Origin of the sequence: Serpentinimonas barnesii (assembly GCF_000696225.1) — a bacterium.
In the GTDB taxonomy this organism is placed as follows: domain Bacteria; phylum Pseudomonadota; class Gammaproteobacteria; order Burkholderiales; family Burkholderiaceae_C; genus Serpentinimonas; species Serpentinimonas barnesii.
In genome coordinates, this window is the sequence record NZ_BAWN01000006.1 from 129,742 (window position 1) to 149,085 (window position 19,344).

General features: G+C 64.5%; 20 protein-coding genes. 17 read left to right on the top strand and 3 right to left on the bottom strand.

Translation table 11 applies throughout. The annotated features are described in order from the left end of the window. Positions 1–22: 22 nt before the first annotated feature. From zapE to mnhG, 15 genes are all read left to right on the top strand, one after another. On the top strand, positions 23–1,156 hold the full coding sequence (zapE, locus tag SRAH_RS02465; RefSeq protein WP_045475862.1) for a cell division protein ZapE: 1,134 nt from the start codon (positions 23–25) through the stop codon (positions 1,154–1,156). 76 nt (positions 1,157–1,232) lie between these two features. Then, a complete protein-coding gene (locus tag SRAH_RS02470) occupies positions 1,233–1,553 on the top strand; it encodes a type II toxin-antitoxin system PrlF family antitoxin (RefSeq protein WP_029461771.1) in 321 nt (106 codons plus the stop codon). Further along, on the top strand, positions 1,553–2,005 hold the full coding sequence (locus tag SRAH_RS02475; protein ID WP_029461772.1) for a type II toxin-antitoxin system YhaV family toxin: 453 nt from the start codon (positions 1,553–1,555) through the stop codon (positions 2,003–2,005). Before SRAH_RS02470 ends, SRAH_RS02475 begins: the two co-directional genes overlap by 1 nt. Positions 2,006–2,118: 113 nt before the next feature. After that, positions 2,119–3,531, top strand: a complete 1,413-nt coding sequence (dnaB, locus tag SRAH_RS02480) for a replicative DNA helicase (protein ID WP_029461773.1) — start codon at positions 2,119–2,121, stop codon at positions 3,529–3,531. Then, positions 3,524–3,976, top strand: a complete 453-nt coding sequence (locus SRAH_RS02485; protein WP_029461774.1) for an acyl-CoA thioesterase — start codon at positions 3,524–3,526, stop codon at positions 3,974–3,976. The genes dnaB and SRAH_RS02485 overlap by 8 nt, the downstream gene beginning before the upstream one ends. Before the next feature lie 83 nt (positions 3,977–4,059). Then, positions 4,060–4,800 carry a nitroreductase gene (locus tag SRAH_RS02490; protein WP_029461775.1) on the top strand — a complete coding sequence of 247 codons (741 nt, stop codon included), beginning with the start codon at positions 4,060–4,062 and terminating at the stop codon, positions 4,798–4,800. Continuing rightward, positions 4,797–5,789 carry a 2-hydroxyacid dehydrogenase gene (locus SRAH_RS02495; RefSeq protein WP_029461776.1) on the top strand — a complete coding sequence of 331 codons (993 nt, stop codon included), beginning with the start codon at positions 4,797–4,799 and terminating at the stop codon, positions 5,787–5,789. The genes SRAH_RS02490 and SRAH_RS02495 overlap by 4 nt, the downstream gene beginning before the upstream one ends. A gap of 102 nt (positions 5,790–5,891) precedes the next feature. After that, entirely contained in the window at positions 5,892–7,814 is a 1,923-nt protein-coding gene (locus SRAH_RS11900; RefSeq protein WP_149028907.1) for a GGDEF domain-containing protein, read from the top strand. Positions 7,815–7,958: 144 nt separating this feature from the next. Further along, positions 7,959–10,283, top strand: coding sequence for a hydrogen gas-evolving membrane-bound hydrogenase subunit E (gene mbhE, locus SRAH_RS02505; RefSeq protein ID WP_045475864.1), 2,325 nt, complete (start codon positions 7,959–7,961; stop codon positions 10,281–10,283). Beyond that, positions 10,280–10,756 carry an MnhB domain-containing protein gene (locus tag SRAH_RS02510; RefSeq protein ID WP_045475866.1) on the top strand — a complete coding sequence of 159 codons (477 nt, stop codon included), beginning with the start codon at positions 10,280–10,282 and terminating at the stop codon, positions 10,754–10,756. Before mbhE ends, SRAH_RS02510 begins: the two co-directional genes overlap by 4 nt. After that, a complete protein-coding gene (locus SRAH_RS02515) occupies positions 10,753–11,202 on the top strand; it encodes an NADH-quinone oxidoreductase subunit K (RefSeq protein WP_076606964.1) in 450 nt (149 codons plus the stop codon). The genes SRAH_RS02510 and SRAH_RS02515 overlap by 4 nt, the downstream gene beginning before the upstream one ends. Then, entirely contained in the window at positions 11,199–12,653 is a 1,455-nt protein-coding gene (locus SRAH_RS02520; RefSeq protein WP_045475868.1) for a proton-conducting transporter transmembrane domain-containing protein, read from the top strand. Before SRAH_RS02515 ends, SRAH_RS02520 begins: the two co-directional genes overlap by 4 nt. A 2-nt stretch (positions 12,654–12,655) precedes the next feature. Next, complete coding sequence (locus tag SRAH_RS02525; protein ID WP_029461782.1) at positions 12,656–13,009, top strand: Na+/H+ antiporter subunit E; 354 nt, start codon at positions 12,656–12,658, stop codon at positions 13,007–13,009. Beyond that, the gene (locus SRAH_RS02530) at positions 13,006–13,290 is read left to right on the top strand and encodes an MrpF/PhaF family protein (RefSeq protein ID WP_029461783.1); all 285 of its coding nucleotides are present in this window, start codon (positions 13,006–13,008) and stop codon (positions 13,288–13,290) included. Before SRAH_RS02525 ends, SRAH_RS02530 begins: the two co-directional genes overlap by 4 nt. Further along, a complete protein-coding gene (gene mnhG / locus SRAH_RS02535) occupies positions 13,287–13,643 on the top strand; it encodes a monovalent cation/H(+) antiporter subunit G (RefSeq protein ID WP_045475870.1) in 357 nt (118 codons plus the stop codon). The genes SRAH_RS02530 and mnhG overlap by 4 nt, the downstream gene beginning before the upstream one ends. Before the next feature lie 19 nt (positions 13,644–13,662). On the opposite strand, the gene SRAH_RS02540 is transcribed toward mnhG, so the two are convergent. The 3 genes from SRAH_RS02540 to earP all read right to left on the bottom strand — a co-directional run bounded on the left by SRAH_RS02540 (position 13,663) and on the right by earP (position 16,557). Beyond that, the gene (locus tag SRAH_RS02540) at positions 13,663–14,553 is read right to left on the bottom strand and encodes an LOG family protein (protein ID WP_029461785.1); all 891 of its coding nucleotides are present in this window, start codon (positions 14,551–14,553) and stop codon (positions 13,663–13,665) included. A 57-nt stretch (positions 14,554–14,610) separates the two neighbouring features. Continuing rightward, on the bottom strand, positions 14,611–15,165 hold the full coding sequence (efp, locus tag SRAH_RS02545; RefSeq protein WP_029461786.1) for an elongation factor P: 555 nt from the start codon (positions 15,163–15,165) through the stop codon (positions 14,611–14,613). A 138-nt stretch (positions 15,166–15,303) separates the two neighbouring features. Then, positions 15,304–16,557: an elongation factor P maturation arginine rhamnosyltransferase EarP gene (earP, locus tag SRAH_RS02550; protein WP_082210027.1), complete on the bottom strand. Its 1,254-nt coding sequence runs from the start codon at positions 16,555–16,557 to the stop codon at positions 15,304–15,306. Between the two features lie 131 nt (positions 16,558–16,688). Between earP and SRAH_RS02555 the strand changes: the two genes are divergently transcribed. Both SRAH_RS02555 and pgsA read left to right on the top strand, forming a co-directional pair. Next, positions 16,689–18,716, top strand: coding sequence for an excinuclease ABC subunit UvrC (locus SRAH_RS02555; RefSeq protein ID WP_045475872.1), 2,028 nt, complete (start codon positions 16,689–16,691; stop codon positions 18,714–18,716). Positions 18,717–18,768: 52 nt separating this feature from the next. Then, positions 18,769–19,338, top strand: a complete 570-nt coding sequence (gene pgsA, locus SRAH_RS02560; protein WP_029461789.1) for a CDP-diacylglycerol--glycerol-3-phosphate 3-phosphatidyltransferase — start codon at positions 18,769–18,771, stop codon at positions 19,336–19,338. Positions 19,339–19,344 lie beyond the last annotated feature (6 nt).

Sequence of the window (19,344 nt, forward strand, 5' to 3'; positions counted from 1 at the left end):
GCCCAGCGCAGCGCGGCCCGCCATGCCCGAGCAGATTCCTTTGCCCGAGTCGGGCTACGGGCCTGTGCGCGCACTCTATGAAGCCGAACTGCGCGCACGCGGCTACCAGAGCGACCCGGCGCAACTGCGCGCCGTCGAGGCGCTGGAGCGCTGTGCCGCCGAGTGGACGCACTTCAAGCAGCGCCGCTCCAACGCCCTGAAAAAGTTCATCAACCGCTTGCCCATCCCGCGCGGGGTGTATTTGTACGGCGGCGTGGGGCGCGGCAAGAGCTTTTTGATGGACTGCTTTTACAACGCGGTGCCCTTGCGGCGCAAGACGCGGCTGCATTTTCACGAATTCATGCGCGAGGTGCACCGCCAGTTGGCCGAGCTGCAAGGCACCGTGAATCCGCTGGACGAAATGGGCCGTCGCATGGCCGTGCGCTATCGGCTGGTGTGCTTCGACGAATTCCACGTGGCCGATGTGACCGACGCCATGATCTTGCACCGCGTGCTCGACGCCATGCGCAAATACGGCATCGGCATCGTCACCACCAGCAACTTCCACCCCGACGGCCTCTACCCCGACGGCCTGCACCGCGACCGCATTCTGCCCGCCATCGAGGGGCTCAAGCAAAGCATGGATGTGCTCAACGTCGATCACGGCATCGACTACCGCCAGCGCACGCTGGAGCAGTTGCCGCTCTACCTGTGCCCGCTCGGGCCCGAGGCCGAGGCGCAGATGGAATCGGCCTTTGAGCGCTTGGCCGAAGCCCACGACGAGGCGCCGCAGTTGCAGATCGAGGCACGCGAAATCCGCGCCATTCGCCGCGCCGGCGGCGTGGTATGGTTCGATTTTCGCACCCTCTGCGGCGGACCGCGCTCGCAAAACGACTACCTCGAACTCGCCACCCAGTTCCACACCGTGCTGCTGAGCAACGTGCCGCACCTGCCGGTGAACATGGCCGCGCAGGCGCGCCGCTTCACTTGGCTGGTCGATGTGCTGTACGACCGGCGCGTCAAGCTCATCGTCTCGGCCGCCGTGCCGCCCGAGCAGCTCTACACCGAAGGCCCGCTGGCGCACGAATTCCCGCGCACCGTCTCGCGCCTAAACGAAATGCAGAGCAAAGCCTATTTGGCGCTGGCGCGGCGCGAGGTGGATACGGGCTTGACCTGAGGGGTGTGGATGCACCTTGACAGAGTAAGGATTATTCCTTACCATCGAAGCCGGTCCAGATTCACAGGAGGCCGCCATGCCCGCCATTCACGAAGTCGCCACCCTCACATCGAAGGGGCAGATCACCCTGCCCAAACCCATCCGACAGGCGCTGGGCGTGGATGCGGGTGGTAAGGTGGCCTTTGATTTGAAGGGTGGCCGCGTCATCGTCACCCGCGTGACCGATGAAGATCACGAAGATCCGGCCATCGGCAGCTTTCTCGCCCTGCTGGAAAAAGACATACAGTCCGGGCTGCACATCACAGCGCTGCCCGACGAGCTGGCGCGCTCCATGCTCGCCAGGCTAGGCAAGCAGGTCGATCTGAACGAAGACATCCAAGGCGACGTGGCGCTGTGATTGAGCGTCATGGATGGAATCTGCTCTTTCACGATTGCCTGATCGAGCAGCTACGGAAACTGGATGCAGCCGCGTCGCGTGCCAAGGCGCAAGACCCAGAGGGTTTCGAGTCCAACGCCAACGTCAAACTGTTTGACGCTTTGGCGACTTTGATCCTGGAGGCCGTCCCAAGCGATCCGAGCCGAGACGAGTACCGGCAAGGCAACACCATGGGGCCTGCGTTTCGCCACTGGCGACGAGCCAAGATCGGCCGCCGCTTTCGTTTGTTCTTCCGCTTTGACACCAAGGCCCGGATTATCATCTTCGCTTGGGTCAATGACGAGCACACCTTGCGCTCATCAGGTGCCAAAACCGACCCTTACGTGGTGTTCCAGAAAATGCTCAAGTCTGGCCGTCCTCCCGATGACTGGGGTGCATTGCTCGCCGCCAGCAAGACCGACTGGAATCGATAGTGCTTCGATGGGTTGCACGCAAGCAACGCCATGCGGGTGCATTGCTGCGGGCCCAGCGCTGCGGCGCAGGCAAGCGGCGCACTGGTTAAGATCGCCGGCCTGAAAGGAAATCCATGTCAGCCGTGTTTGCTCTTGATGATCTGCCGCCGGGGGCTTTCCCGGACGCCCAAGTGGCGCAACTGCGCGTGCCGCCACACTCGATCGAGGCCGAGTCCAGTGTGCTGGGGGGCTTGCTGCTCGACAACGGCGCCTGGGACCGGGTGGCCGACCTAATCGGCGAATCCGACTGCTACCGGCGCGAGCACCAGCTCATCTATGCGGCCATTGCGACCTTGGTCAACGCCGGCAAGCCGGCCGATGTGATCACCGTGTTCGAGCACCTGAGCAGCCAGGGGCGCTCGGATGAGGTGGGGGGTCTGGCCTACCTCAACTCGCTGGCGCAGTACGTGCCCAGCGCCGGCAACATCCGCCGCTACGCCGAAATCGTGCGCGAGCGCGCGATTTTGCGCAAACTCATCGGCGCCAGCGACGACATCGCCAGCAGCGCCTTCAACCCCAAGGGGCGGCCGGTAGCCACCATTCTGGACGAGGCCGAGCAAAAGATTTTTCACATCGGTGAAGAAGGCTCGCGCCTCAAGCAGGGTTTTCAGTCGCTCGATACGCTGGTGGTCAACCTGCTGGACCGGGTGCAGGAAATGGCCGACAACCCGAACGACATCACCGGCGTGCCGACCGGCTTCATCGACCTTGACCGCATGACCTCGGGCTTGCAGGCGGGCGATCTGGTGGTGCTGGCTGCAAGGCCCTCGATGGGCAAAACCGCCCTGGCCATCAACATCGCCGAACACGTGGCCCTGCACGAGGGGCTGCCGGTGGCGGTGTTTTCGATGGAGATGGGGGCGGCGCAGTTGGCGGTGCGCATCGTCGGCTCGATCGGGCGCATCCACCAGGGGCGGCTGCGCACCGGCAAGCTCACCGACGAGGAGTGGCCGCGCCTGACCGAAGCGATCGAGAAGCTGCGCCAGGTGTCCTTGCACATCGATGAGACGGCAGGTCTGACGCCCTCCGAGCTGCGCGCCAACGCACGCCGGCTGGCGCGCCAGTGCGGCAAGCTGGGGCTGATCGTGGTGGACTACTTGCAACTGATGAGCGGCAGCTCTTCGGGCGACGAAAACCGCGCCACCGAGCTGGGCGAAATCTCGCGCGGCCTCAAAATGCTGGCCAAAGAGCTGCAATGTCCGGTGATTGCGCTCTCGCAGCTCAACCGCTCGGTCGAGACGCGCACCGACAAGCGCCCCATGATGAGCGACTTGCGCGAGTCCGGCGCCATCGAGCAAGACGCCGACATCATCATGTTCATCTACCGCGACGAGTACTACACCAAAGACGCCTGCAAGGAGCCCGGCGTGGCCGAAATCATCATTGGTAAACAGCGCAACGGCCCCACTGGCACCGTCAAGCTCACCTTCCTCAACGTGCTCACGCGCTTCGAGAGCATGGCGCAAGAGGGCGGCTACCATGGCTGATGCCACCACCACCCCGACCCGGCCCGCCCCGCTGGCGCGCACCGAATTCCGCCACTTCGTCCCGATCCAGACGCGCTGGATGGACAACGACATCTATGGTCACGCCAACAACGTGGTCTATTACAGCTGGTTCGACACGGCGGTCAACGGCTACCTGATCGAGCGCGGGGTGCTCGACATCCACGCCGGGGCGGTGATCGGGCTGGTGATCGAAACCCAGTGCAACTACTTTGCCCCGCTGGCCTTCCCCGAGGCCGTAGAGGCCGGTTTGCGAGTGGCGCATCTGGGGCGCTCCAGCGTGCGCTACCAGGTCGGCCTGTTTGCGCGCGGCTCGGATCGGTGTGCGGCCGCCGGGCACTTTGTGCACGTCTATGTGGACCGGGCCTCGCGCCGGCCGGTGCCGCTGCCGGCCGATTTGCAGGCGGTGCTGACCGGCTTGCTTTGAGGGCGGCCTTTGAAGGCGGCTCAAGTACCCGCCATAATTGACGCACCCGTCAATTCAACCCGCAGACCCACGGAGCCCCCCGCATGACACCAACCCCTGCATCCACCGCCACCGTGCGCCCCACCGTGAACGACCCCGCCAGCGTCGAGGCAGCGATCGAGAGCCGCCAGTCGGTGCGCGCTTTTTTGCCCACGCCGGTGCCGCGCCCGCTGCTGGAGCGCCTGCTGGCGCTGGCCAGCCGCGCCCCTTCGGGCACCAACACCCAGCCGTGGAAGGTCTATGTGGTGCAAGGGGCCAGCCGCGACGCGCTGGTGCAAAAAGTCTGCGCCGCCCACGACGCCGTGCGCGCCAACCCAGCGCTGGCCGAGCAGTACCGCGAGTCCTACGACTACTACCCCAAGCAGTGGATCAGCCCCTACATCGAGCGCCGGCGCGAAAACGGACTCAGCCTCTACACCCTGCTGGGCATCGGCAAGGCCGACAAAGACCGCATGCACGCCCAGTGGCAGCGCAACTACCGCTTCTTTGATGCGCCCGTGGGCCTGTTCGTGACCATCGACAAGGCCATGGGCGGCGGCTCCTTGCTCGACACCGGCATGTTTTTGCAAAACCTCACGCTGGCGGCGCGCGCGCACGGGCTTGACGCCTGCGCCCAAGCGGCCTGGAACGGCTACGCCAGCATCGTGCTGCCGCACCTGGGGGCAGGGGAGAACGAAATGCTGGTGTGTGGCGTGGCGCTGGGCTACGCCGACCCAAGCGACATCATCAACACCTTCCGCACCCCGCGCCTGCCGGTGTCCGAGTTCACCACCTGGCTCGAATGAGCGCGCCCCGGCCCGGCGTGCTGATCACACGCCGCCTGTTCCCCGAGGTGCTGCAGCGCCTGGGTGAGCACTTCCAGCTGCGCGACAACCCGGACGATGTGGTTTGGAGCCCCGCCGAGCTGATTGAGCGCCTGCAAGGCCAGTGGGGCGTGCTGGCCACCCAGGGCGACCGCATCGACGCCAGCGTGCTGGCCGCTTGCCCCGATCTGCGCGTGGTCGCCAACATGGCGGTCGGCTACAACAACCTCGACCTTGACGCGCTGGCGCGCCACGGCGTGCAAGCCAGCAACACCCCCGACGTGCTGACCGAAAGCACGGCCGACTTCGGCCTGGCGCTGCTGCTGGCCACGGCGCGGCGCATCACCGAGGGCGAGCGCTACCTGCGCGCCGGGCGCTGGCACAAGTGGGCCGCCGACATGCTCTTGGGGGCCGAGGTGCACCACAGCACGCTCGGCATTTTGGGCATGGGGCGCATCGGGCAGGCCATTGCGCGCCGCGCCGCGCATGGTTTTTCCATGCAGGTGATCTACCACAACCGCAGCCCGCTCGATGCCGCCACCGAGCGCGCCTGCGCCGCCCGCTACGTGAGCAAAGCCGAGCTGCTGCGCCAAGCCGACCACCTGCTGCTGGTGTTGCCCTACACGCCGGCCAACCACCACATTGTTGGTGCGGCCGAGCTGGCGCAGATGAAACCCAGCGCCACCTTGGTCAACTTGGCGCGTGGCGGCATCGTCGATGAGCTGGCGCTGGCGCAGGCGCTGCAAAGCGGCCAGATCGCCGCCGCTGGCCTCGATGTGTTCGAGGGCGAACCGCAGGTGCGGCCCGAACTGCTGGCTCTGAGCAACGTGGTGCTCACGCCCCACATCGCCAGCGCCACCCGGGGCACCCGTTTGGGCATGGCGCTGCTGGCGGCCGACAACTTGATTGCACACCACCAGCGCGGTCAACTCTTGACGCCGATCAAAGCCAGCCCAAGCCCATCCCTTTGAATATGCTCATGCTATTGCTAGAGTTGCTGATTTTCATGAAATCATAAAACCTAAGGCGTGTTGGACCTCGGGCCAACCACGCCGCACCCGCGCAGCTTGTGCATGCCCACCAAGGAGCTTCCATTGCAGAGCGTAGAGGCCAAAGATCTGAATGGCGACCAAAATTGGTTGCACCGTTTGTTGCGCGTGCTGGCTTTTGTCGATTTGCCGATTCGTCACAAGTTTTTGTTGCTGGCAGCCGGAACCCTGTTCTGGTTTCTTGCCTTGGCGCTGGTCGCGGTGGGAGCGCTGACGCTGCTGCACTACCAGTTCCACAAGGTGGCGCAGGGGCTGTTGCCCCACCAACAGGCTGCCACCCAGGTGCTGGAGCAATTGCAGGGCTTGGAGCGTGAATTGGTGGCGCTGCCCAGCCCCGACGGGGCGCTGGATCCGGTGGCGGCGCAAGCGGTGCGCGAACGGCTGCAGGTGGTGCGCGGCATTCAGACTGGCTTGAACCTGCAGGCCACCCAAGGCGATGGCACACTGGTCGAGGACATCGTGCGGGCGTTGGCTGCCGATGCAACGCAGCACGCCGATTACATACAAAACAGTCTGGCTGCAATGGGCCAGATCGAGCAAGCGCTCAACCGACTGCCCACGGTGCCGCAGGAGTCTGCGGCGCTGGCCAGCCAGATGCAGGCGCTTGAGGCCGCCTTGGCCAATGCCAAGGCCTTGACGCAGCAGCACGCCCAATCGATGCAGGGCGCCTACCAGCAGGCGCAAGAAAACATAGTCGAGGTGATTCGCTACGCGGTGCACACCGTGATGCTGTTGCTCGTGCTTGCCAGCGCCTTGTTGCTGCTTTTTATCTATTGGATCATCACCGCCTTCCAGCAACCCATTGGCGCCATGATCCGCCAGATTGACTCCCTGAGCGCCGGTGAGTTTGATTCGGCCCAGAAGGTGTCCATCAAATCGCTCGATGAAATCGGAGACTTGTCCAAAAAATTCAATGCCTTGGTCGAGCGCGTCTATGGCATGACGATCTACAAGAAGGTGATCGAAGAAGACGCCTCGCTGGAGGATGTGTATCGTCGGATGGGCCAGATGTTCGAGCGCGAGCTGGGCAGTGGCCAATACACCCTGTACGAAGTCAATGAGCCCAAGCGCGAGATGGCCGTGGTCTATCCGCCACTGGTCGGCGATGAGCACATGCATTGCGAGCCCGACATCCTGAGCGACTGCACCCAATGCCGCGCCGCCAAGACCGGGCATCGGGTGTCCTCATTCGAATTTCCCGGGGTTTGCCGCCGCTATGCGGGCCCGCAAGGGATGGGCCATGTGTGCATCCCCCTGCTAACGGGCGGGCATACCAGCGGCGTGGTGCAGTTGCGCTTCCCCATGGGGGCACAGGGCGCGGCGCTGGAGCCCGAAATGCCACAAAAACTGTTCAACGTCGGCACCTACATCGAGCAATCGGTTTCGGTGATCGAGGCCAAGCGCCTGATGCAAACCCTGCGCGAATCGGCCACCATCGATCCGCTCACGGGGCTCTACAACCGGCGTTTTTTGCAGGAGCATACGCAACAGCTCATCAGCGGCGTGCTGCGGCGCAAAAGCCAGATTGGGCTGCTGCTGTGCGACCTGGACTACTTCAAACAAGTCAACGACACCTACGGACACGATGCTGGCGACCTGTTGCTCAAAGAGGTTTCAATCATTTTGCGCAGTTCTGTCCGCGAATCCGATGTGGTGATCCGCTTTGGCGGCGAAGAATTTCTGGTGCTGTTGCTCGACACCGAAGCGGGGCGGGCGCAACAGGTGGCCGAGAAAATCCGCCTCGCGGTCGAGAAAATGCGTGTCAACATCAACGGTGAGACGCTGAGCAAAACCATTTCGGTCGGGGTGGCGGAGTTTCCTGGTGACACCGACGGCTTCTGGCAGGCCATCAAGTACGCCGACGTGGCGCTCTACCAAGCCAAGGAGCAGGGGCGCAACCGGGTGCTGCGCTTCGCGCCCGAGATGTGGACACAAGGGCAATTTTGAGCCCGGCTTGGCACGATCTCGGAGGCCGGCCCGCTTGTGATGCGTCGGGGTAGGGCAGGCTGGCCGCGTTTCATCTGCATTTATCGGCGGATGCGGGGCCACCGTCAGGTGTTTTGAGACAAAAAATTATTACACTCAGCCCCCATGGCGCAAACTTCCCCTCACGAACACCCGGCCAACGCCATGAGCTTGGGCGCGCGCACGGCCTTTGTGCTGGTTCCGCTGCTGGCTTTTCTTGCGGTGCTGTGGACGGCGGCCACGCAGCCGCTGCCGCTGGACATCACCCTGCCCTGGATTCCGGCGCTGGGGGTGGAGCTGGACTTTCACATCGACGGCCTGACGCTGCTCATGCTGCTGCTGATCACAGGCATCGGCATCGCCGTGTTCATCTATGCCGGTGGCTACTTGGCCGGGCATCCGCAGCAAAACCAGCTCTATATTTTGCTGACGCTGTTCATGTTCGCCATGATCGGCACCGTCATGGCCGACAACCTGATCGTGCTGTTCCTATTCTGGGAGGCGACCAGCCTGCTCTCGTTCCTGCTGGTGGGCTTCAATCACGAAGACCCCAAGAGCCGCAAATCGGCGCAGCAGGCGCTGGTGGTGACGGGCGGCGGCGGTCTGGCGCTGCTGGCCGGGGCGATTTTGCTCGGCCAGATCATGGGCACCTACTCGATCCAAGAGATCATCACCGCGCTGCCCAACACCGAGATCACCCCGGCCCTGACGACCGCGCTGGTGCTGATTTTGTTGGGTGCCTTCACCAAGAGCGCGCAGTTTCCATTTCACTTCTGGCTGCCCAACGCCATGTCGGCCCCGACGCCGGTGTCGGCCTACCTGCACTCGGCCACCATGGTCAAGCTCGGTGTGTACCTGCTGGCGCGGCTCGACCCGGGTTTTGGCGACTGGATGATGTGGCAGTGGACGCTGCAACTCGTCGGTTCGCTCACCGCCGCCTGGGGCATGCTGCTGGCGCTGCGCGAGCGCGATTTGAAACGCATCCTGGCCTGGTCCACCGTGGCTACGCTGGGCACGCTGGTGATGCTGGTGGGCAAGACCGGACACGGGGCCACGGTGGCGGTCAGTGCGCTGCTGCTGGCGCACGCGCTCTACAAGGCGCCGCTGTTTTTCGTCGCTGGCAACGTGGACCACGGCACCGGCACCCGCATCATCGACCGCCTAGGCAACCTGCGCCACGCCATGCCCTGGACGGCGGCTGCGGCCTTGCTGGCCGGTTTGTCGATGGCCGGCATTCCGCTCTCCTTTGGCTACGTGGTCAAAGACGTGGTGGGGCAGGCCGGGGCGCTGGGCGCCATATCGGAATTGGTCAAGTTTGCCAACACCATTTTCGCCGCGGTGGCGGTGGCGGTGGCGGCGGTGGCGGCGGTGCGGGTGTTCTGGCGCCACCCGGGCCACAACCTGACCCCGCCCGACGCCCACGAGGGTGGTCTGGCGCTGTACGGGCCGCCGCTGGTGCTGGCGGGCATCGGCATCGTGCTCGGGGTCTTTCCCTTCTTGGCCGACGGGCTGATGAGCCTGGCCGCGCACGCCATGACACCGCGCGCCGAGGCGATGGCGGTGCATTTTGCGCTCGAATTCGGCCCGGCGGCTTTGCTCTCGCTGGCCACCACCTTGGCCATCGGGGCGTTGGTGTTCATTTACTGGGACCCGCTGCACCGGCGCTTCGACCGCATCTTGGCCAAGTTCGATCGCTCCGGTTCGCTGGCGCAGTACGAGCGCTTCATCAACGGCATTCCGGTGTTGGCGGCGCATTCCACCCGCTGGTTGCAGGGCGGCGATCTGAGCCAGTACAGCTTGGTGTTGGTGTCCTTTGTGGGTGTTTTCATGGGGGCTGCCTTGGTGGCGGGCTGGAGCCAGTGGTTGTGGCCGGCTTGGGTCATGCCTTCAGCCGGCTTCATCGGCGCCTGTGTGCTGATTGCATCTGGGGCACTGCTGGCGCTGTTTCAGCGCGATCGGCTGGTGCTGTTGCTGTCCACTGGGCTGGTGGGTTTTGGCAGCGGCGTGTTCTACCTCTACGCGGGCGCGCCGGATGTGGCTTACACCCAGTTCGCGGTCGAGTCGGTGTTTGTGATCGTGGTGGCTTCGGTGCTGCTCAAGCTGCGCCAGCGCGGCCGTGGCCAAGGGCTGGAGCAGACGCACTCGATGCGCGGGGCGCTGCCGGTGGCGCTGGTGTTTGGCGGCGTGATCGCGGTGTGGCTGCTGGTGGTTTCGGGGGTGGAGTTCAATCCGCAACTGCACCAATTCTTTGGCCAGGTGAGCGTGCCCGAAGCGCATGGGCGCAACGTGGTGAACGTGGTGCTGGTCGATTTCCGCGCCCTCGACACCCTAGGTGAAATCGTGGTGGTCACGCTCTCGTTCTTGGCCGCCATCGCGCTGCTGCAGGCGGTGCGTGGGCACGCTAAGCGCCAACGCGCACTAGACAAAACCAAAGCCGGAGGTGCCGCATGAACCGGCGCGTGGTGATTCTGGAGTCGATTGCCGGCCCCTTGTATGTGACGATCCTGCTGGCCTCGCTCTGGGTGCTGCTGCGCGGGCACAACGAGCCCGGCGGCGGCTTCATCGGCGGCTTGCTGGCCGTGACCGCATCGGTGCTGTGGGCGGTGGCGCACGGGCGTGTGGCGGCCACTGCGCGCCTGCCCTACGGCAGTGCGATGCGCCTGACCGTGATCGGCATTGGCATCGGCGTGCTCTCGGGCATTCCGGCGCTGCTGCTGGGCTTGCCCTACCTAACGCACCTGTGGGGCCATATCCCACTCGGTTTTACCGAGCTCAAGGTTTCGACCGTGATCATTTTCGACCTCGGCGTCTATCTGGCGGTCTGGGGCGGTTTGGCCGGTTACGCCATCGAGCTGCTCGGCATGGACGAGCCCGACGCCCACGACGACACAGCGGCCGATGCGGCCCAGGAGCTGCGCGCATGATCTGGTTGCTGGCCCTCACCATCTGGATCACCGTCACCGCAGGTATTTATTTGGCGCTGTCGCGTGATGTGTTTCGCTGCGTGTTTGGCTTGGGCATATTGGGTAGCGCAGCCATTTTGGTTTTGTTTGCCTCCGGTCGTTTGGGCAGTGTGCAACCGGCCGTGATCCCCTTGGGCGAAACCGTGCTGCGCGACGCCGCCAACCCGTTGAGCCAAGCGTTGGCTCTGACCGCGATCGTGATCGGCTTTGCCCTGATCTGTTTTTCTGTCGTTGTGGCGCTGCGCCTGATTCAGCGTGCCGACACCGACGACACACTGGCCCTGCGCATGTCTGAACCCATCCCGACCGACCCCATCAAGCCGCCCTACAACGGGGCCGAGCACGAACCTGCACAGCCTGCTGCAACCCCTGCCGCCAGCGCGACCAAGCTGGAGGGGGTGGCATGACTTGGCTTGCTGCGACGCCGGTGCTGGTGCCCATGGTCACCATGGTGGCCACGGCGCTGGCGTACAAAAACCCGCGCCTGCAAGCCGCAATTAGCTTGCTGGGTGCTCTGGCTTTTCTGGTTTGCGCGCTCGCCTTGGTGGCGGTGGCGCATCAAGACCAGGCAGCGCAGACCGTGTTTGGCGACTGGGGAGCGCCCTACGGCATCGAGTTTGCCATCGACCGGCTCAGTGCCGCCATGGTCTTGATGGCGGCCTTCATGGGCACGGTTTGCCTGATCTTTATGCTCAGCGACGCCGACACCGGTTCGCGCCACCCCATGGTGTTGCCGCTCCTGCATGGGGTGCTGTGCGGTGCGGGTGGGGCTTTTGCCACGGCCGACTTGTTCAACCTGTACGTCTGGTTCGAGGTCATGCTGGTGGCGGCCATGGGCCTGTTTGCACTGGGGGGCCGAGTTGACCAGCTCGATGCCACTTTCAAGTACTACGTGCTCAACATTTTTGGCACCCTGTTTTTCCTGATCGCCGTCGCCATGGTTTATGCCGCGACCGGGCATCTAAACTATACGGCGGTGGCCCAAGCCATCCCCTATCTGTCAACGGGCATGATGACCTTGCTGGCGGTGGGTTTGCTGCTGTCTTTTCTCATCAAATCGGCGGCTTTCCCGGTCTTTGCTTGGTTGCCGGCCTCCTACCATACCTTGCCGGCCCCGGTGCTGGCGCTGTTTGCTGCCGTCTTGACCAAGGTGGGCGTCTATGCGGTGCTGCGCACCTTGGGCGACATTTTTGTGGGCGCACCCGATTTCATCTACGTGGTGCTGGGCTGGATCGCCGTGGGCTCGATGGTGTTTGGCGTGATTGGTGCCGCTTACCACTGGGACATGCGGCGCATTCTGGCTTTTCACAGCGTGAGCCAGATAGGCTACATTTTGCTGGCCGTGGCGCTTGCCAGCCAAGCGGGCCATGCAGCAGCATTGTTCTACATTTTGCACCACAGCATCGTCAAAGCCAATCTGTTCTTGATCGCTGCCATCATCTGGCGCTTGAGCGGCGACTACGATCTGCGCCGCATCGGTGGGTTGTACAAAACCCAGCCCTTGCTGGCTGTGCTGTTCTTCATCATGGCCATGTCGCTGGTTGGGATTCCGCCCTTTACCGGTTTTTGGGCCAAGGTGATGGTGGTGCAAGAAACCATTGCCCAAGGTCAGATTGCTTGGACTTTCTTTGCGCTGTTGGTCGGCATGTTGACGCTTTACTCAATGGCCAAGATCTGGATGGAGGCTTTTTGGAAGCCGCACCCGAATCCGGCGTGGCGCCCACCGAAAGTCACCCAACTTGGGCCAGCTTGGATTGCCAGCTTGGGTTTGGCTGTGCTGATGCTGGTTATTTCCTTGTATCCGCAGCCGCTGATCGAATACGCCCAAGCGGCCGCCAAAACCCTGGGGGCCCCCTGACCATGATGCGGTTCAAACCCATTGCCGCCGTCGTGCTGCTGGCGCGTTTCCTCAAGGCCGTGGTGCTCTCGGGCATCCAGACCGTGCAGGTGATTTTGCGCGCCAGTTTCGGCCAGCGCACGCCACCGCCAGCGGCCTTTTTGCGCGTCCACTTCGCCCCCATGAGCCCGATGGGCGCTTCGCTGTTGGGTTGCATGATCACCCTCACGCCCGGCACCACCACGCTGGATATCGACATGGAAAACCGCATAATTTTGATGCACGTGCTCGACGCCTCTGACACCGACGCCATCGTGCAAGGCATCCGCGACGACTTCGAGTCCGGCCTGGTGCCGCTGTTTGGGGTGCGCGCATGATGCTCTGGTTGGCCACCACCTTGCTGGTTTTGTGTGCGCTGGGCGCCTGCGGCCTGGCCACTTGGCGCATCGTGCAAGGCCCCACCCACGCCGACCGGGTGGTGGCGCTCGACATCATGCTGGCGGCCGCCGTGGGCTTGTGCGTGGCGGCCTCGATCTATACCGCGCGCACCGTGTTTCTGGATGTGGCGATCGGGCTGGCGCTGGTCGGTTTCGTGGCCACCGTGGGCTGGGCCCGGGTGGTGGACAAAGGGGCGGATCAACAAGGGGCCGATCAATGATGCTCGACGCGCTGGTTTCGGTTTTTCTGCTCGCCGGCGGGGTGCTGCTGCTGATTGCTGCCTGGGGCGTGGTGGCGCTGCCCGATGCGTTGTCGCGCCAGCACGCCGCCACCAAGGCCGGCACCTTTGCGCTGGCAATGGTCTGCATCGGGGCCATGCTGTTTGCGCTCGACTGGGCCTGGAGCTGGCGCATCCTGCTCATTTTGGGCTTTTTGCTGGCCACGCTGCCGGTGGCCTCGCACCTGCTGGCGCGCGCCGCGGTGCGCGAATCCAACTTGGTGCCGGATGCCAGCCAGGTGCGCCTGATTGGCGACGACCCGGCGCAAGCCAGTAAGCCGGGCAGCCGCAGCTGACCCCTCGACCCCCGCCCCCTCAAACCGGCGCAGCGCAGCCGCTATCGGGCAGGTTGTAAAAGCGCCGAATGCCCTCCCAAGCGGCCTCGGGGGTGTCCACGGTCTGGAACAAATCCAGATCGCTGGCGCTGATCGCCCCTTCTTCCACCAGCACCTCCAGCCGGATCAGGCGCTGCCAGTAGTCGCTGCCAAAGAGGAAGATCGGCAGCGGTTTGGCCTTGTGGCATTGCACCAGGGTGAGCACTTCAAACAGCTCGTCTAGGGTGCCAAAACCGCCCGGAAACGCCACCAGCGCCTTGGCGCGCATCAAAAAATGCATTTTGCGCAGCGCAAAATAGTGGAACTTGAAGTTCAGTTCGGGGCTGACGTAAGGGTTGGAAATCTGCTCGTGCGGCAGCGTGATGTTGAGCCCAAGGTTGAGCGCCCCCGCCTCGTGCGCGCCCCGGTTGGCCGCCTCCATGATGCCGGGCCCGCCACCGGTGGCGATGTAGAGGCGGTCTGGCGCCGGGCAGTGCAGGCTGTATTCGGCCACCAAGCGAGCAAAACGGCGCGCCTGTTCGTAGTAGTGGGCGTTGCGCTGCAACATCTGGGCTTCGGCCAGCGCCTGCGCATCGCCGCTGGCTTGTGCCTGGGCCAGCAACTCGGCCGCCACTTCGGGCGATCGAAAGCGCGCGCTGCCAAACACCACCACGGTGTGCTCGATGCCCAGTTCCTGCATTTGCAACTCGGGTTTGAGCAGTTCGAGCTGCATGCGAATGCCGCGCGACTCGCGTCGCAGCAAAAATTCCGGGTCGGCAAAGGCTAGCCGGTGCGCATCGGGCTCAAGCTCCACACCACCAGCGGCCTGGGTCTGCAGCTCGGCCCAGGCATGCGCCAAGCGGTTGACGCGCAAGTCTTGCGGGTTTCCCATTGGTGGGGATGGCTGGGCTGGGGCTGTCTGGCCTTTGCCGAGCCTATGCCTAGCCGATCAGACGCGGCGGCGGTATTCGCCGGTGCGGGTGTCGATCTCGATGCGGTCGCCTTGCTCGACGAACAGCGGCACCGAAACTTCAAAGCCGGTGGCGATTTTGGCGGGTTTCAAGACCTTGCCCGAGGTGTCGCCCTTGACGGCGGGCTCGGTCCAGGTGATTTCGCGCTCGACGCTGGTGGGCACTTCGACCGAAATGGCCTTGCCGTCGTAGAACACCACTTCAACCGACATGCCATCGGCCAGGTAGTTGAGCGCATCGCCCATGTTGCTGGCTTCGACTTCGTACTGGTTGTAGTCGGTGTCCATGCAGACGTACATCGGGTCGGCAAAGTAGGAGTAGGTGCACTCTTTTTTGTCGAGGATGACGTTGTCGATCTTGTCGTCGGCCTTGAACACCACTTCGGTGCCCATATTGCTCAGCAGCGCCTTGAGCTTCATGCGCACCGTGGCGGCACCGCGGCCGCCGCGGGCGTATTCGGTTTTGAGGACGATCATCGGGTCTTTGCCGTGCATGATGACGTTGCCGGCGCGGATTTCTTGGGCGATTTTCATGGTGGGGGGCGCAAATGCGGATTCAGGGTGCAGATTTGGAGTGCGACTCAGGCGACGTGAAGGTTTGGATGCCTGATCACAAGGCAGCTAGACGCTAACGCCAGCCTGGCCGCCTAGCCCAAAAGCAAACCGCAGATTCTACCTTTTTTCGGCGACGAAGCCCAGCAGTTGGCTAACCAAGTCGGCTTGCTGCAACAGGCGCTGGCGCGCGGCTAGGATGCAGTGCCGCCAAGTTTGCAGGCGCTGCACCGTTAAAGGGGGTAGGGCGGCGCCGGACGGCACCCCGTTCCAGACCCGGTGCCACTGGCGCAAGCAGGGCGGGGCGTCTAGCCAGTCCAGAAAGGCGTCGAGCTTGGCGAGGTGTGCACCATCGTGCTGCGGGTAGAGTTGCCACAGCAGCGGCTGGCCGGCCCAGAGCGCGCTCACCAGCGAGTCTTCGCCGCGCACCAGGTTGAGGTGGCAGGTGCGCAGCAGGGCGTCGAATTCGGTTTGTGCCAGCAGGGGCAGCAGGGTGGTTTGGGGTGTGGGTGGGCTGTGGGCTGGGAATGGGGGTGGATTGGTGTTTGCATCGGTGGCGGTGGTCTGGGCTGGGCTGTCGGGCTGGCCTGACCATGCGGCCTGCCAAGCGGCTTGGGCGCGCCCAGCGGTAAGCAACCAATGCGCCTGCGCCAGCGCCGGGTCGGCCAGCAACGCGGGCAGGGCCGGGGCTTGGTAACAGAACAAGAGGATCTGCAAACGGGTGATGTCTGGTGCAGAGGGCTCGGAGGGCTCGGAGGAGGGTGTTGCTTCAGGCGCGGGGCAATTGGCTATTTCGCGCAGCAACCCGCCGCTGCCCGCAGTGAAGCCGGGGTAGTAAAACCACTTGCAGCGCCCGACCAGCGGCCCGCTCAACACCGGGGAGGGCAGGCCGTGGCAACGCTCGGCCCAGGGCTCGGCGCTCAGATACTCGAGGTTGAGCCAGACCTGGCCAGCGCGGCCTTCGGGCTGCAGCGCCTGCACCCAATGCGGCTCGATGTGGCAGCCAAAGGCTTCGATCAGCACGTCGCCGGGTTCGACGGCTGGCGCTGGCGCATCGGGCTGCTGGCGCGGCCACGGGTACACGCGCAGGCCCGCCAGCTCGCCCTGGCCCAGGAGGTGGCCGCCGGGCTGGCCATGGCTTGGGCTTTGCAGCGCCCTGGGGGCCATCCAGGCCAGTGCCGAGGCGTCGTCGGCCCACAGCCGCACGCGCTGGCCGCGCTGCGCCAACTGGCGCGCCAGCCGCCAACACACGCCCAAATCGCCCCAGTTGTCGATCACGTGGCAAAAAATGTCCCAGAGCAGGGGAGCGCAGGGGGGCTCTGGCGGCCGGGTAGGTGCGGCTAGGGTTGCATGCAAAGATTCAGCAGGGCTCATGGCACAGGATTGTCGCTGGCTCAAGGGGCTGTCCCACATCACGCACGGCAGCGCCACGCACGGCGCAGATGTTGCAGCGCCTAGCTGGCCTTCACAACGGGTCGGTACCCTAGGTGACACAATCTTGCCCCATGAGCGAAGCCGAACCCGCCCCCGAATCAGCCCAATCCCCCTTCCCCGAGGCGCTGCTGCACGCCGTGGCGGCCTTGCCGGGGCTGCCGGGGGTGTATCGGTTTTTCGACGCCACCGGGCAGTTGCTCTACGTGGGCAAGGCGCGGCACCTGAAAAAGCGCGTGGCCAGTTACTTCAGCCGCCGCCACGACGGCACCCGCATCGGCCACATGGTGGGCCAGATCGAGCGCCTGGAGAGCACCGTGGTGCGCTCCGAGGCCGAGGCGCTGCTGCTGGAAAACAACCTCATCAAATCCAGCCAGCCGCGCTACAACATCTTGTTTCGCGACGACAAAAGCTACCCCTATCTGCGTTTGGGGAGCGGCGCGGGGCGCTCGGGCGCGTCGGCTGCCGGGCCGGCGCAGCCGCCAGAATTTCCGCGCCTGTCCTACTACCGTGGCGCAGTGGATGCGCGCAGCCAGTATTTTGGCCCTTACCCCAACGGCTGGGCGGTCAAGCAGAGCATCGAGCTGCTGCAAAAGGTGTTTCGGCTGCGCACCTGCGAAGACACGGTGTTCCAGCACCGCAGCCGCCCCTGTCTGCTGTACCAGATCAAGCGCTGCAGCGGCCCCTGCGTGGGGCTGGTGAGCGCGGCCGATTACGCACGCGACGTGCAAGACGCCAGCGCTTTTTTGCGCGGCCAGACCCAGGCGCTGCAATCCGATCTGGAGCGGCGCATGCTGGACTTTGCCGAGCAACTGGCGTTTGAACAAGCGGCCGAGGTGCGCAACCAAATCAGCAGCCTGGCGCAGGTGCTGCAGCAGCAGGCAATGGAAAACGTGCGCGACCAGGAGGCCGACATTCTGGCGGTGAAAGTGCAGGGCGGGCGCGCCTGCGTGAATTTGGCGATGGTGCGCGGTGGGCGCCACTTGGGCGACCGGCCCTTTTTCCCGGCCCAAGTGGCCGACGGCGCGCTGCTGGCGGCATTGGACGAGGGCGCAGATGAGGATGGCGAGGGCGGTGTGCAAGAGAGTACGGAGCAGCCGCCCCAAAGCCTGGAAGCGCGGGTGCTGGAGGCCTTCATCGCGCAGCACTACAGCGTCCACAGCCCGCCGCCGCTGCTGATTTTGGGGGCACCAGTGAGCGCGCACCTGATCGATTTGCTGATTCAGGCCAGCGCGCACAAAATCCATGCGGTCTGGCAGCCGCGCGAGCAGCGCCGCGTCTGGCTGGAAATGGCGCAGCAAAACGCCGACTTGCAACTGGCGCGTTTGCTGTCCGAAGAAGGTTCGCAGCAAGCGCGCACGCGCGCCTTGGCGCAGGCGCTGGACCTGCCCGAAGACGCGCTGGAGCGGCTGCGCATCGAGTGTTTCGATGTGTCGCACAGCGCCGGCGAGGCGACCATGGCCTCGTGCGTGGTGTTCGAGGGCCACAAAATGCAAAGCGCCCAGTACCGGCGCTACCGCATCGAGGGCATCACCCCCGGCGACGACTACGCCGCCATGCGCCAGGTGCTGCTGCGCCGCTACGGCAAGCTGGGGCCAGCCCAAGACCCGGGCGCGGTTGATCCCGGCCCCGAATCCGAAGCGGGCCGTGCGCGCTGGCCCGATCTGGTGCTGATCGACGGCGGCGTGGGCCAGGTGGGCGTGGCGCGCCAGGTGTTTGAGCAGCTCGGGGCCGACGTGGGCCGCCTCGTCGGGGTGGAAAAGGGCACTGGGCGCAAGGTGGGGCTGGAAGAGCTGGTGTTTGCCGATGGACGCGACAAAATCAGCCTCGGGGCCGATTCGGCCGCGCTCATGCTGGTGGCGCAAATCCGCGACGAGGCGCACCGCTTTGCCCTGACCGGCATGCGCGCCCAGCGCGCGCGCACCCGCACCGGCAGCAGCCAGCTCGAAGACATTCCCGGCGTCGGCCCCAAGCGGCGCGCGCGCCTGTTGCAGCGCTTTGGCGGCTTGCGCGGGGTGGCGGCGGCCAGCGTGGCCGATCTGGCCGGTGTGGAGGGCATTTCGACCGAGTTGGCGCAGCAAATCTACCGCGCCTTGCGCTAACAGCCCGCTGCGCCGCACACGCATTCGGGCAAACCCTCGCATAATCGGGCCCATGTTTTTCAACTTGCCAACTTCGCTCACTTGGGCGCGCATTGTCTCCATTCCGCTCATCGTGGCGGTGTTTTACTGGCCTGGGCTGGAGCAAAGCACGCAAAACCTGGTGGGAACGGTGCTGTTCGTGCTGTTTGCGCTCACCGACTGGGCCGACGGCTGGCTGGCGCGCCGCCTCAACCAGACTTCGGCCTTTGGCGCTTTCTTGGACCCGGTGGCCGACAAGTTTCTGGTCTGCGCCTGCCTGCTGGTGCTGGTGCAGCTTGATCGGGCCGATGTGTTCGTCGCACTCATTATCATCGGGCGCGAGATCGCCATTTCGGCGCTGCGCGAGTGGATGGCGACCATCGGCGCGGTGCGCAGCGTGGCGGTGCACGTGGTGGGCAAGCTCAAAACCGCGGTGCAGATGGTGGCGATTGCCTTTTTGCTCTACGACGCCACGCTGCTGGGGGTGATCGACACCCGGCTTTGGGGCACGGTGCTGATCTGGATCTCGGCCGTCCTCACGGTCTGGTCCATGATTTATTACCTGCAAAAAGCGCTGCCCGAAATCCGCGCCAAGTCGCGCTAAGGCCAC

What these genes read in the sequence shown, in the direction of transcription:
- zapE (WP_045475862.1), top strand. Translation starts at nt 23, where the DNA reads ATGCCCGAGCAGATTCCTTTGCCCGAGTCGGGCTACGGGCCTGTGCGC.
- SRAH_RS02470 (WP_029461771.1), top strand. Translation starts at nt 1,233, where the DNA reads ATGCCCGCCATTCACGAAGTCGCCACCCTCACATCGAAGGGGCAGATC.
- dnaB (WP_029461773.1), top strand. Translation starts at nt 2,119, where the DNA reads ATGTCAGCCGTGTTTGCTCTTGATGATCTGCCGCCGGGGGCTTTCCCG.
- SRAH_RS02485 (WP_029461774.1), top strand. Translation starts at nt 3,524, where the DNA reads ATGGCTGATGCCACCACCACCCCGACCCGGCCCGCCCCGCTGGCGCGC.
- SRAH_RS02490 (WP_029461775.1), top strand. Translation starts at nt 4,060, where the DNA reads ATGACACCAACCCCTGCATCCACCGCCACCGTGCGCCCCACCGTGAAC.
- SRAH_RS02495 (WP_029461776.1), top strand. Translation starts at nt 4,797, where the DNA reads ATGAGCGCGCCCCGGCCCGGCGTGCTGATCACACGCCGCCTGTTCCCC.
- SRAH_RS11900 (WP_149028907.1), top strand. Translation starts at nt 5,892, where the DNA reads ATGCCCACCAAGGAGCTTCCATTGCAGAGCGTAGAGGCCAAAGATCTG.
- mbhE (WP_045475864.1), top strand. Translation starts at nt 7,959, where the DNA reads ATGGCGCAAACTTCCCCTCACGAACACCCGGCCAACGCCATGAGCTTG.
- SRAH_RS02510 (WP_045475866.1), top strand. Translation starts at nt 10,280, where the DNA reads ATGAACCGGCGCGTGGTGATTCTGGAGTCGATTGCCGGCCCCTTGTAT.
- SRAH_RS02515 (WP_076606964.1), top strand. Translation starts at nt 10,753, where the DNA reads ATGATCTGGTTGCTGGCCCTCACCATCTGGATCACCGTCACCGCAGGT.
- SRAH_RS02520 (WP_045475868.1), top strand. Translation starts at nt 11,199, where the DNA reads ATGACTTGGCTTGCTGCGACGCCGGTGCTGGTGCCCATGGTCACCATG.
- SRAH_RS02525 (WP_029461782.1), top strand. Translation starts at nt 12,656, where the DNA reads ATGATGCGGTTCAAACCCATTGCCGCCGTCGTGCTGCTGGCGCGTTTC.
- SRAH_RS02530 (WP_029461783.1), top strand. Translation starts at nt 13,006, where the DNA reads ATGATGCTCTGGTTGGCCACCACCTTGCTGGTTTTGTGTGCGCTGGGC.
- mnhG (WP_045475870.1), top strand. Translation starts at nt 13,287, where the DNA reads ATGATGCTCGACGCGCTGGTTTCGGTTTTTCTGCTCGCCGGCGGGGTG.
- SRAH_RS02540 (WP_029461785.1), bottom strand. Translation starts at nt 14,553, where the DNA reads ATGGGAAACCCGCAAGACTTGCGCGTCAACCGCTTGGCGCATGCCTGG.
- efp (WP_029461786.1), bottom strand. Translation starts at nt 15,165, where the DNA reads ATGAAAATCGCCCAAGAAATCCGCGCCGGCAACGTCATCATGCACGGC.
- earP (WP_082210027.1), bottom strand. Translation starts at nt 16,557, where the DNA reads ATGAGCCCTGCTGAATCTTTGCATGCAACCCTAGCCGCACCTACCCGG.
- SRAH_RS02555 (WP_045475872.1), top strand. Translation starts at nt 16,689, where the DNA reads ATGAGCGAAGCCGAACCCGCCCCCGAATCAGCCCAATCCCCCTTCCCC.
- pgsA (WP_029461789.1), top strand. Translation starts at nt 18,769, where the DNA reads ATGTTTTTCAACTTGCCAACTTCGCTCACTTGGGCGCGCATTGTCTCC.